This is a genomic window from bacterium, from assembly GCA_023228325.1.
Lineage (GTDB): Bacteria > Auribacterota > UBA6266 > UBA6266 > UBA6266 > UBA6266.
This window is the reverse complement of record JALOBK010000001.1, coordinates 1339678-1352686: the sequence shown is the minus strand read 5'-3', so window position 1 is coordinate 1352686 and position 13009 is coordinate 1339678. Positions and strand designations below refer to the sequence as shown.

Annotated in this window: 11 protein-coding genes; 1 reads left to right on the top strand and 10 read right to left on the bottom strand. The window is 43.3% G+C overall.

The features are described from left to right. Positions 1-2: 2 nt before the first annotated feature. The 8 genes from tpiA to M0R36_06445 form a co-directional block, all read right to left on the bottom strand. Positions 3-761: a triose-phosphate isomerase gene (gene tpiA / locus M0R36_06480; protein ID MCK9555444.1), complete on the bottom strand. Its 759-nt coding sequence runs from the start codon at positions 759-761 to the stop codon at positions 3-5. Between the two features lie 174 nt (positions 762-935). Beyond that, positions 936-2153 carry a phosphoglycerate kinase gene (locus M0R36_06475; GenBank protein ID MCK9555443.1) on the bottom strand — a complete coding sequence of 406 codons (1218 nt, stop codon included), beginning with the start codon at positions 2151-2153 and terminating at the stop codon, positions 936-938. A gap of 19 nt (positions 2154-2172) precedes the next feature. Beyond that, positions 2173-3180 (bottom strand): type I glyceraldehyde-3-phosphate dehydrogenase, encoded by a 1008-nt coding sequence (gene gap / locus M0R36_06470; GenBank protein MCK9555442.1) that lies wholly within the window; start codon positions 3178-3180, stop codon positions 2173-2175. A gap of 113 nt (positions 3181-3293) precedes the next feature. After that, a complete protein-coding gene (locus M0R36_06465; GenBank protein MCK9555441.1) occupies positions 3294-3818 on the bottom strand; it encodes a hypothetical protein in 525 nt (174 codons plus the stop codon). Between the two features lie 31 nt (positions 3819-3849). After that, the gene (locus M0R36_06460; GenBank protein MCK9555440.1) at positions 3850-4647 is read right to left on the bottom strand and encodes a ComF family protein; all 798 of its coding nucleotides are present in this window, start codon (positions 4645-4647) and stop codon (positions 3850-3852) included. Next, positions 4578-5402 carry a CPBP family intramembrane metalloprotease gene (locus M0R36_06455; GenBank protein ID MCK9555439.1) on the bottom strand — a complete coding sequence of 275 codons (825 nt, stop codon included), beginning with the start codon at positions 5400-5402 and terminating at the stop codon, positions 4578-4580. Before M0R36_06455 ends, M0R36_06460 begins: the two co-directional genes overlap by 70 nt. Next, the gene (locus M0R36_06450; protein MCK9555438.1) at positions 5399-6004 is read right to left on the bottom strand and encodes a hypothetical protein; all 606 of its coding nucleotides are present in this window, start codon (positions 6002-6004) and stop codon (positions 5399-5401) included. The genes M0R36_06455 and M0R36_06450 overlap by 4 nt, the downstream gene beginning before the upstream one ends. Before the next feature lie 10 nt (positions 6005-6014). Continuing rightward, complete coding sequence (locus tag M0R36_06445) at positions 6015-7403, bottom strand: discoidin domain-containing protein (protein MCK9555437.1); 1389 nt, start codon at positions 7401-7403, stop codon at positions 6015-6017. A gap of 129 nt (positions 7404-7532) precedes the next feature. Here M0R36_06445 and M0R36_06440 point away from each other — a divergent pair, with 129 nt between their 5' ends. Continuing rightward, positions 7533-8534 (top strand): TrkA family potassium uptake protein, encoded by a 1002-nt coding sequence (locus M0R36_06440; protein MCK9555436.1) that lies wholly within the window; start codon positions 7533-7535, stop codon positions 8532-8534. A 4-nt stretch (positions 8535-8538) separates the two neighbouring features. Here the strand turns inward: M0R36_06440 and uvrA are convergent, their stop codons facing one another. After that, positions 8539-11370, bottom strand: coding sequence for an excinuclease ABC subunit UvrA (gene uvrA, locus M0R36_06435; GenBank protein MCK9555435.1), 2832 nt, complete (start codon positions 11368-11370; stop codon positions 8539-8541). 30 nt (positions 11371-11400) lie between these two features. Then, positions 11401-12993 carry an L-aspartate oxidase gene (nadB, locus tag M0R36_06430; protein ID MCK9555434.1) on the bottom strand — a complete coding sequence of 531 codons (1593 nt, stop codon included), beginning with the start codon at positions 12991-12993 and terminating at the stop codon, positions 11401-11403. Positions 12994-13009: the final 16 nt, after the last annotated feature.

Here is a 13009-nt window from a genome sequence, read left to right as displayed (position 1 = left end):
ATTTATACCTCTTGGTATTTAATTAATTTTTCGAATGAATCAACTTTTAAGCTTGCTCCGCCTACAAGGCCGCCGTCAATATCTTTCTGTGACATCAGCTTTTTGATATTATCGGGTTTTATGCTTCCGCCATACTGGATACGGACAGATTCAGCAACCTCGCCACCGAATAAATCAGATAAAAGCTCCCTTATATAAGAATGAACCTCCTGCGCCTGCTCCGGTGTCGCGGTTTTGCCGGTTCCTATAGCCCAAACCGGCTCATACGCAATAACCGCCTTCAGCATCTCTTCCTTTTTCAATCCCTGAAGAGATCCCTGAATTTGATCTTTGACAATATCTTTTGTTATCCCCTTTTCGCGCTCTTCCAGTTTCTCGCCCACACAAACTATAGGGGTTAAACCTGTATGTAACACCGCTTTCAGCTTTTTGTTAACCGTTTCATTGGTATCTCCAAACATTGCCCTTCTTTCGGAATGCCCGAGGATAACATACGAACATCCCGCTTCTTTTATCATTGACGGGGAAACCTCTCCCGTAAAAGCTCCTTGCTCTTCCCAGTACGCATCCTGCGCCCCTACTTTGACATTCGAACCTTTCAGGACATCCGCCACCTTCGAAACAGCCGTGAAAGGCGGGCAGACAACAATATCAACATCGTTTATTCCTTTAACCTTTTCCCTGAGTTCAGAAACGAATTCAACAGCTTCAGAAATAGTTTTATAAAGCTTCCAGTTTCCGGCTATAATAGGCTTACGCATGTTGTTAATCTCCTATAATTTCTTATATAACCACAGATAGCTCAGATAATCACAGATAAATACTATAAAATACTTTTAATTTTTTTATATTTCTTTCTTTTTTCCTATCTGTGTAACTCTGTGTAATCTGTGGTTTAAATATTTTATTTTTTAGTCTTTTTTCATACTTAAGTTTTATTTATCGGTCAGCGCCGCTATACCCGGCAACTCTTTTCCCTCGAGATATTCAAGCGACGCCCCGCCGCCCGTAGATATATGTGAAATCTTGTCGCTTACGCCGCTTTTATTCACAGCGGAGACAGAATCTCCCCCTCCGACAATGGATATCGCATCCGATTCAGATAAAGCCCTGGCGATCGCCATCGTTCCTTCGGAGAAAGGTTTCATTTCAAAAACACCCATAGGTCCGTTCCATATGATGGTTTTCGCTTCCTTGATTTTCGCGGAATACAAATCTATTGTCTCAGGCCCTATATCAAGTCCCATCCAGCCGTCCGTTATTTTATCTTCTTCAACCACCTTTACATTCGCGTCCTCACCGAATTTATCGCCTATTACATGGTCGACAGGTAAAAGTATGCTTACATTTCTGGCATGGGCTTTCTTTAATATCTCGGAAACAAGATCCGGAACATTAATTTTATTTCCTTTTTTATCTTCTATAATCTCCTCGACTCTGGAACTTCCCACAGAGATACCCTTAACCTTCAGAAAAGTATACGCCATCGCTCCGCCGATCAGTATGGAATCCACTTTTTCTATAAGGTTTTTAATGACCTTAATTTTATCCGATACCTTCGCTCCGCCCATAATGGCGATGAAAGGCCTTTTCGGGTTTTCGACAGCCTGCCCGAGATAATCGATTTCTTTTTTAAGCAGATACCCGGCGGCACACTGTTTTATGTGTTTTGTCACGCCTACCATGGAAGCATGAGCCCTGTGCGCGGTTCCGAAAGCATCATCGATATACATATCACCCAGCGAAGCAAGTTCCCCGGCAAAAGAATCATCGCCTTTTTCCTCGCCCGGATAGAACCTCAGGTTCTCAAGCAAAAGCACATCGCCTTCTTTCAATTGCCCGACCATCATCTGGACTCTGCTGCCGATACAGTCATTGGCAAAACCGACGTTTTTATTCAGGAGTTCTGAAAGTCTTTTTGCGACAGGTTCAAGGCTGTATTCGGGGTTTCTTTGCCCTTTAGGCCTTCCCAGATGAGACATAAGAATGGCCCTGCCGCCATTGTCCATAACATATTTTATGGTCGGCAAAGCAGCGCGGATTCTCGTATCATCGGTGATATTCTGTTTATCGTCGAGAGGAACGTTGAAATCAACTCTTATAAGAACCTTTTTGCCCTTAACATCCAGGTCTTCAATAAAAAGTTTAGCCATAATAAAATACCTTTTATGATTATTCAGACATCTTTTTAATCAAATCGATGCACCTATTTGAATAACCCCACTCATTATCATACCAGGAAACAACTTTAACCATGTTGCCGTTCATAACCATGGTAGACAGGGCATCAAAAACTGATGAAGCGGAGTTGCCTACGATATCCACCGAAACAATAGGGGCTTCTTCATATTCGAGAATGCCTTTCAGTTCGCTTTCCGCGGCTTTTTTAACAGCGGCATTAACTTCTTCTATTGTAACTTCCTTTGCTAATTCCACGGTCAGGTCAACAACCGAACCGTCCGTAACAGGAACCCTCATTGCAAAACCGTCAAGTTTCCCGTTAAGGTCCGGGAGCACTTTCCCTACGGCTCTTGCAGCGCCTGTAGTGGTCGGAATTATGCTTGAAGCCGCCGCGCGGGCTCTTCTCAGGTCTTTATGAGGCAGATCTAATATCCTCTGATCATTCGTATAAGCATGTACAGTCGTCATAAGACCCCTCTTGATGCCGAACGCCTCATGAAGAACCTTCGCAACAGGAGCAAGACAATTTGTCGTGCAGGAAGCATTTGAAACAAAAATCTGGTCCGGTGTAAGGTCTTTGTCATTTACTCCCATCACGACTATTTTTACTTTCCCCTCGGGGTCTTTCTTGGGAGGAACGGTCAGCAATACTTTTTTAGCGCCGGCCGATATATGCTTCTGCAGGTCTTCCGCGCTCGCAAAAACACCTGTGGATTCCAACACTATGTCAACTTTCATATCTTTCCAGGGAAGCTGCGCGGGGTCCTTTATTTTCAAAACTTTTGTTTCTTTGCCATCCACTATAAGAGCGTCTTCTTTTACCTGGATGGTCCCTTTATATTTACCATGGACAGAATCGTATTTGAGCAAATGCCCGAGTGTCTTTGAATCGGTTAAATCGTTAATAGCAACAATTTCAAAACCTTTCTCAGCCTTAAGAAGCCTGAATACCTGTCTTCCTATACGGCCAAACCCGTTAATAGCAACTTTTACAGCCATGGAACCCTCCTTAAATTTAATATTGCCGTTTTTCTGCTTACTTGGTTCAAAGTTTCACTATTTTATCTGTTCTTCTAAGTATGTCAAGGGTAAAAAGGTATTTTTAAACTAATCTATTGGCAGCCGAAAAGAGATTCGACCGACTGTTGAAGCTCTTCCCTCTGCAAATTCTCAAGGTATTTTTCTTTAGCGGAAAATGTTATACAGTTATCTTCTTTTTTAATAAGGACGTCTTCAGTGTTCCATGTATAAACCGGTTTCAGGGTTCCTTTAATCTCAGGCTCTCCAAACCGGTCATTAAGGCTTTCTATAATGAATTCAAAAACATCACAGGCATAACATTTATCCAATTCATAAAGCTTTATGTTTATTGATGTTATGACATAATTATCATACTTTTTAAGTTTAGTCGCATCGGCCGTGGCGGAAAGGTTTCCCCAATAATACTGTTTTTCCCCCATATAATAACGGTAGACACCCTGATGGAAGGCTTTTTTCTGTATCTGTTTCCCGAATATTTTTACAAAACTTTCGTTATGAATACCCAGCGGAATCTGGGAAACTAAAATATAATCCTGGGAATATGAAAAACCTGAAATCAGCAGAGTGATGACCGCGGCAAAAATAAACTTTTTCATCAATCGTCTCCTTATATAAAACTTAATCTGTTTAAGAGCTGCTGTCCGAGGCTGTAACAGCAAAAGTCATAACTTCTATACTCCGGGCTTCCGCCTTTTTCAGGGCAATCGCACATTCGTTTAACGTAGCCCCCGTAGTGCATATATCATCAAACAAAAGGATTTTTTTTCCTTTTATTCTGCCGGCTTTTACGGTTTTAAAGGCATTTTTAATGTTTTTTATTCTTTTTGTTCTCGTAAGGCTTGCCTGATGGAGGGTGCTTTTTGTTTTGGCAAGAGCCTTCACAACAGGAATTCCCGTAATTTTAGAAATCATCTTTGCGAGAAATGAAGAATGGTTGAAACCTCTTTTCAGTCTATCAATTATATGCATGGGCACAGGTACGATTATATCAGATGATATTGCGCTTAAAAGCCCTTTTTTATCCATTAATCCCGCAATAGCCTGCGCCGCTTCAAAATTTTTGCCGTATTTAAACTGGTGTACAAGGAATCTGGTTTTTTCACACAGTCTGTAAGCATGATAAGCCCTGCCGCAGGAAAATTGAGCATAACTGCATCTGACGCAGAGACTGTTTGCTTCGGAATGGATTTTCCCGCATTTTACGCACCGGACGGAATCGAAACCCGTAAATCCGCCGTAACAATCCCCGCAAATAAACCTTATCTCCCCGTCATCACAGAGTTTCCCGCAAAACAAACATCTCGGAGGGAAAAAAATATCTTCTGCGGTTTTAAGCCAGGAACCCGCCGCGGACTTTATCTTCTTTGCAGAGCCGGATATATTTTTTTTGTTAAGAATACCGCTACGGCTATAAGAAAAAGACACGAAACCAATCCTCCTTCAAAATATTCGGTTGAACCAAAAAGAGGCAAAAACCATGAATCACTGTAATGCGTCGGGACATCCAGAAAAATACTCTTGGTCTTCATAACAAAAACCCATCCGGCATGGATTCCCATCGGGAAAAACAGGCTTCCGGTTTTTATCCTCGCATCCATAAGTATATAACTGACGGCGGCTATGCCGAACATGCCGGCAAAATGTTCCGGAAAAAACTTTTCACCGTCAATGAAAACCGGTTTTATAAGATGCAACATGGCAAACAGAACGGTTACAGTCCAGAAAGAAACTTTTACCGAACTGTATTTTTTTATCTTTGAAAACAGGTAGCCTCTAAAGACAAATTCTTCAAATACAGACACCGCAAGCGCAATAAAAAGGGCCGCAACCAAGCGACGCGAAAAAGAACTCCATAGGAAAGCCGGGTCGGGATATCTCAGCCGGAAAGAATAAAAGGCTACCAGAAGAACACACAGGCTCAGAACCCCCGAAGCCAAACCGTAAAGATATTTTTTTGCCGCAAGCGAGATATCCAGCCCGAGCTCATGCCCGCTTAATTTCGAAAACCTGCAGTCCAGCATTATAAGAATAAGAAAAGCCGCCGCGGATGTCCTGGTCCATATCTTAACTACAGGAAAATCGATAAACCCGCGCACGACTATAGCAAGAACGAAACCGACGACCGCCGAAGTAAAGGCTTCATACAATATACTGAACCTGCTGTTAAAGTAGCCTTTCATCTTTTTTTGGAAAACTCGACCGTCTTAAACAGGCTTTTTACCAAAACAACCGGCTTGTCCGATCCTCTGCATTTCATCATAATATTGCCGCCTTCTTCATAAATGCATCTGCCTTTTCTCTCATTATCTTTTACGGACCGGTTTAAAACCTCATTAAAACCAGCTTCCTCCGATTTCCCGGATTTCCTCAACCAGCCATTCTCGGAAACATATAAATCACCTTTAAACTTATCTTTGATAAGGATATCCTTATCGCGCAATCCCAGAGCTTCTATACGTTTCTTTCTGCCGGCTGTATTATATACCACGCTGATCCTGCCTGTATCCAGGTTCATTACGCAAATCTCTTCCTTGATAATTCTCCCTTTTTCATCATCCACTACCTTGTCTCCCGGATTCACGATCCACATTATGCTTTCCCTCACGAAAACTATTTCCGAATCCGATATCCATATGGGGATCTTGTTGCTGGCCGAGAAAAACTTTTCTATTGTGTGTGTCGGAGGGTTCTCGCTCTTTCCGGCATAAAGCTGTTCTTCGGCCGAAACCGCCGCAACCGCAAAAAAACATACTGTTATGAAAAATAATATTTTTACTTTCATAAGATTTTGTTCAATTCTGCTTCCAAACAGGGGTCGGTTTAGCAGGATTGATACTGATATCAATCACCGAATAACTGTCATAATTACCGGAAGTCGCTTCATCAAAAGTGGGTTTTATACATAGTATTCTCATAAACCTGCACGCAACTGAATCAAAACTTATATATTTCTGCTCGTATTTCCCCACGCCTTCCTGCTCATAAACATCCCGCCAGTCAGATCCGTCTTCCGAAACCTGGATTTTAAAATGCTGGGCAGGGTTATAATTCCATTTCAATCTTAAATTCCCCAGAATCACGCCTTCCTTAAATTCTATCTGCAGCCATTCCTCGCCGTTTGCGTCCGAGAACCAGCTGGTTCTCATCCTGGGGTCTACCGCATAAACGGGTTCATGCCCTTCCCTTGTCGAAGATGCGGTAACGCTTTTAACAAGTTTTTCGGAAGCATCTCTGTAAAGCCATTCTTTTTTCAGCGCGCCGCTGGCATGGGACTGGAACCTGTCGAATTTCAATTCTGTTTTCTTTTCGGATCTTTTCCCTGAGAATTTAGGTTTGCCGGTTAATATGGGTTTTACTTCCCATATTGAATAACCCCAGACACTTGCCCTGCTGAAACAATTGACCCTGAAAAATTTGATTTCGGGTTCGTTTTTAAGAAGCACCATTCTTCTTTCTCCCTGCCGGCCGTCTTTGACCGCAGACTGCAACTCCCATGTTTTACCGTCGACGGATGTTTCTATCGTATATTCCTTCGCGGATGCCCGTTCCCAGATAATTTCCACGGCTTTTATCTTTTGCATACCTGTAAATTCAAATTCTATCCATTCATATTCGCTTCCCTGTCTGGATGCCCATCTTGTAAGATCGTTTCCGTCGCATGCCGTTATGGCTCCGTCGCTTCCGGGACCTTCGGAAGAGGCTTTAATAGAAATAATGGGGTTATCGGCCTGAGTTTCTTCTATGTTACACAGCAGCTTTATCTCCCTTATTGAATATTCGTCCCCGTCAGCGCCCTCCTCGCAATAGATTTTTATCATTCTTGCTTCTTTGTCATCAAAGAATATCATGCGGCTTTCATTTTTTTTGCCGTCATCAACACAGGCGACTTCATCCCATTTTTTTCCCCCCGAAGATATGTATATCTTATATAATCTGGCGGCCTTATCACCCCAGATCAGCTGAATACCGTTGATTTTAGTTGTCTTCCCTATATCTATGGCCAGCCAGGCCGGACTCATCCCTTTTGATGACAGCCAGTAACTGGCGTCATTGCCGTCAACAGCCGCGGTTGACGGATGTTCGGGGCACTGGGTCGAAACATCAGACACTTTAAGCGCATAGCATTTAACACCCGCCATAAACAATACCGTCAAAAAAAGAATACAACTTTTCTTTATCATTGAAACACCGTCCTTTTAAAAATTTTTCCCATTTAAATTACACTAAATTCTTCCCCATGTCAAAAAAGATATTCCATATTCTTTCTGAAATAATTGACACGCCGGGCCGGATTAAATAATATAGTTACTATGGATATCATTCAAAAAAGGATCCTGAAAATCATCATAGCCCTTGCGGCGGTGATTATTACGGGCACGGCAGGATTTGCCGCTCTTAAAAATATTTCGGTTGAAAATGCCCTTTATCTGACAATCTGCCTTATATCAACGGTCGGCAACAGGGAAATCGGAGAAAATCCCGCTGAAATATTTTTCGCCATTTTTATCATCTTCACCGGGATGGGAACTTTGTTATACGGAGTATCAAATACAACTGCCTTTATTCTTGAAGGGCAATTAAATAATATTTTAAGGAGAAAGAAAATGAATAAAAATATATCTAAATTAAATAATCATTTTATTATATGCGGCGCGGGCAAAACCGGCTTATCGGTTATTGAAGAATTTTATAAAACAAGAAACCCGTTTGTGATAGTTGAAAAAAAAGAGGAAGCCCTGAATCAGATACCGTATAAAGAGAACCTTCTTTTTGTGACAGGAGATGCCACGCAGGACGAGATACTTGAACTTGCCGGCATAAAAAACGCAAAAGGCCTGATATCGACATTGAACGATGATACGAGCAACCTTTTCGTCGTATTTACCTCGAGAAGCCTTAATGCCAACCTCAGGATTATTTCAAAAGCGGTCGATGAAGACTCTGAAAGAAAGCTTCTTAAAGCAGGCGCCAATGCCACGGTTTCTCCCAACAGGATAGGAGGTATGCGCCTTGCATCCGTCGCTCTCCGGCCTGTTGTTGTCTCATTTCTTGATACTATGCTGAAACAAGCCGATCTGAGCCTGAGAATGGAGAGCGTTACAATCGCTGAAAACTCCTCCCTCATCAGGAAGACCCTGGGAGAAGCGGATATAGCAAAGAAAACAGGTCTTATTGTTGTTGCGGTCGAACAGGCTGAAACTAAAAATTATATATATAATCCCCGCACCGAGCTTGTGCTGAACGCCGGAGATTCGCTGATAATGATGGGAAACATAGAACAGCTGGAAAAACTCAGAAAACTCGTGGAATAAGACCTTAAAGCTTTTTCTTCAGATAATTCCCCGTATAAGATTCCGGATTTGAAGCTAATTCTTCAGGCGTTCCTTCACAGACAATAAAACCGCCTTTGTCGCCGCCTTCAGGGCCGAGATCGATAATATAATCAGCCGTTTTGATGACATCTATGTTGTGTTCTATGACAAGCACCGTGTTGCCCAGCGATACCAGGCGGTGCAAAACATCAAGAAGCATATTTATATCGTCAAAGTGCAGCCCGGTCGTAGGTTCATCCAGGATGTACAATGTACTGCCTGTCGCTTTCTTCGCCAGTTCCGAAGATAACTTGACTCTCTGCGCTTCCCCTCCGGATAGTGTGGTCGCGGGCTGACCGAGATGGATATAACCAAGCCCGACATCTTTCAATGTCTGAAGTTTTTCCCTTATCTTAGGCACATTTTTAAAATGCTCAAGCATTTCGTTAACCGTTGAATCCAGAACTTCCGCGATATTCAAACCTTTATACCTGATATCGAGCGTGTCCCTGTTGTAACGTTTCCCTTTGCAGGTTTCGCATTCTACATAAATATCCGGCAGAAAATGCATTTCGATTTTTAAAATTCCGTCTCCCCTGCAGGATTCGCATCTGCCCCCTTTGACGTTAAAACTGAATCTTCCCGGCATATAGCCTCTTTGCTTTGCCTCAGGTATTTTTGAAAATAAATCTCTTATATGCCCGAAAACACCCGTATATGTAGCGGGATTGGAACGCGGTGTTCTGCCTATAGGCGACTGGTCGATAAGGATTACCTTGTCAACATTCGAAACCCCGTCTATCCGGGAATAAGCGCCGGGTTTTTCCTTGGAACCGTAAATTTTCTGAAACAGCGCCTTCCTCAAGATTTCATCCACAAGGGTGCTTTTCCCCGATCCCGACACACCCGTAACACAGCAGAACCTGCCGAGAGGTATCTTCACATCTATATTTTTAAGATTATTCTCCCTGGCTCCGAAAACCTTCAAAAATTTATTCTTCGGCCCCACAATCCTTCTTTCCCTGAGCAAAATCTCTTTTTCTCCCGAAAGATATGCCGCCGTTATTGAATTTTTATTTTTAAGCAGGCCGTCCAATCCTCCGGCATATACAAGATATCCTCCCTTTTTCCCCGCGCCGGGACCCAGATCTATAATAAAATCACCCGAACTTATAATTTCTTCATCGTGTTCCACCACAATCACGGTATTGCCCATATCTCTCAGGCTTTTTAATGTATTCAGAAGTTTTATGTTATCCTTCTGGTGCAGACCTATACTCGGTTCATCAAGTATGTAGAGAACCCCGACAAGTCCCGATCCGATCTGTGTCGCCAGCCTTATCCTCTGGGCTTCTCCGCCGGAAAGGGTCGCGCTTTTTCTGTCCAGCGTCAGATATCCAAGGCCTACATTTTCCAGGAAAACCAGCCTCATCCTGACTTCTTTAATCAATTCACCCGCAACTTTAAATTTGTTTGCAGAAAAATTTATATTGTTTATGAATTCCAGAGCCTCTGAAACAGACATTCTTGTAAAATCATAAATGGATTTACCTTCTATTTTCACGGCAGCGCTTTCCTGTTTCAGCCTGGAACCTTTACAGAGTTCGCAGTCTTCTTCTCCCATAAATCTCTGCAGGTATTCCTTTACCCCCTCGCTGTCCGTTTCCCTGAACCTTCTTTCAAGGTTCGGGATAACACCTTCAAAAGGTTTACTGAAATGCCTGACCGCGCCCCTTCTCCAGAATGAAAAAGAAATATCTTCTTCGCCGGAGCCGTATAATATTATCTTCTGCTGTTTTCCGGACAGTTCCTTCCACGGCTTATCCATATCAATGGAAAAATGCCTGCATACCCCCCTTAAAATCTTTTTATAATAAATCAGTAATGATTTTCCGCCTCTTTTCCAGGGAGCAATCGCCCACTTTTCAAGCGATTTATCGGGATCAGGCACGACAGACTCTCTCGAAAAACTCAGTTTATGCCCAAGTCCATGACAGGAGGGACAGGCCCCGTAAGGACTGTTAAACGAAAACATCCTGGGGCTTATTTCCCCGTAGCTTATTCCACAGTAAGGACAGCTGTTTTCCTCGCTATAAAAGATATCTTCCGCCTTATTATTCCTGCCGCGCTGTATAATTATCTTGCCTTTGCCGGTCTTAAGAGCCGTTTCGACGGAATCACTTACTCTTTTTGCTATTCCGCTCTTAATTTTAAACCTGTCAACAACGGCGGCTATGCTGTGTTTTTTATTTTTATCAAGCCCTGTGACATCATCAAGCTCATTCATAAAGCCGTCTATTCTGACTCTTGAAAAGCCGTCTCTTTTGAGGAATTCAAAGACCTGCCTGTGTTCGCCTTTCTTGCCTTCAATAACAGGGGCAAGCAGCGCAATATCCAGGCCTTCCGGCAATTCCAGTATGGAATCGGCGATATCCTGAGGCCCCTGCCGGCTTATGGGACGGCCGCATTTATAACAGAACACATCCCCCGCATTGGCGTAAAGAACCCTCAGGTAATCATATATCTCGGTGGATGTGGCGACGGTCGAACGGGGATTGGAAGACGCGCTTCTCTGCTCAATAGATATTGCCGGGGACAAACCTTCTATATAATCAACTTCCGGTTTTTGCATCTGCTCAAGAAACTGCCTCGCATAGGCTGACAGGCTTTCTACATATCTCCTTTGCCCTTCCGCGTAAAGCGTATCAAAAGCAAGCGATGATTTTCCCGAACCGGAAAGGCCCGTAACAATAACCAGCCTGTTCCTCGGTATTTCCAGGCTGATATTCTTCAGGTTGTGCTGCCTGGCATTCCTGATAACAATGTTCTTTTCCATAAATATTTTTAAGATGTGAAGGATGATAAATCAGTATTTTAATGAAAAATTAATATGTTTTTTCCATTTTTCGACAGGTTTGGGGAAATCAGTTCTGTAGTGAGCTCCACGGCTTTCTTTCCTGCGAAGAGCGGCTTTAGCCATCAGTTTTGCGACCATCAGCATATTCTGCAATTCAAACCCGTCCGCATATCTGACCATCGCGGACAGTATATATCTTTCCCAGAAAGTAATGATATTATAAGCTTCCGCAAGACTATGCTCTTCTCTCTCCAGCCCGACACATCTCCACATAACGCTCTGGAGAGACCTTTTTACGTCAGCTACATCAAGCGCACGCAGGATTTTCCTGTCTATCTCATATTTTATCGGCGGGACCCTGAAACCTTTCATCTTTGAATTCTGTCCGGCGGCGATACCCGCCCTATATCCAAAAACCATGGATTCAAGGAGGGAATTACTTGCAAGCCTGTTTGCGCCGTGGACCCCCGAGCATGAAACCTCGCCGCACGCATACAGCCCTTTTACATTTGTTTCACAACCAAGATTTATCCGTACCCCTCCCATCATATAATGGGCGCTCGGCCTGACGGGAATTTTATCGCGGGGAATCTTAAGGCCGTAATCATTACATATCTTTTTTATATTGGGAAATCTTTTCCCGACTTTTGCCGGCGGTATATTCGACAGGTCCAGGGAAACAAAATTTGAATCGGTTTTTTTCATCTGTTCAACTATTGCTCTGCTTACCACATCACGCGGCGCCAGTTCGCAAAGAGGATGGTAATCGGGCATAAACCTGTAGCCGTTTTTATCTACGAGAACGCCTCCTTCCCCTCTCACCGTCTCGGAAATCAGGAAGCGGGGCGCCCCGGCGAGATAAAGTGTTGTGGGATGAAACTGCATAAATTCCATATCCATCAACGCCGTTCCGGCCCTGTAAGCGATAGCCATCCCGTCTGCGGTGGCAACCTCAGGATTAGTGGTTTCCCTGTATACCTGACCCGCTCCTCCGGTGGCCAGAATCGTAGAGGGAGCGATTACCGCGGTTTTTCTGCCGGTTCTTCGGTTAAAGGCAATGACGCCGTAACATCTGTTTTTATGATGCAGCAGGTCAATCGCGTAATGCTCTTCCATTACATCTATTTTCCTGTTATTTTTAACAGCGCGGACAAGAGTCCTTTCTATTTCTGCTCCCGTATTATCTCCGTTGGCATGTATTATTCTGCGCTGTCCATGCGCAGCCTCGCGCGTAAAGAGCAGTTTGCCGTTATGCCTGTCAAAATTAGCTCCCAGGTCTATTAATTCATTTACCCTGTCGACCCCTTCCTTTACAAGGATCTCAACTGATTTCCTGTTGCACAAACCCGCTCCCGCAAAAATAGTATCTTCAAAATGTTTTTCCCATGAATCATCCTTAGAGAGTGAAACGGCCACACCGCCCTGCGCATGCAATGTATTGCTCTCTTCAATTTTTGACTTTGTGACAATAGTGACATTACCGAATGCAGATGCATGCAAAGCCGCTGTCAGACCCGCAGAACCTGAGCCGATGACTATCATGCCGGTTTTTACCGAATTCATTTTTGCCAAATCAAAATTTATAAGATATCTGGGATTCATAAAACAATCCTGATGA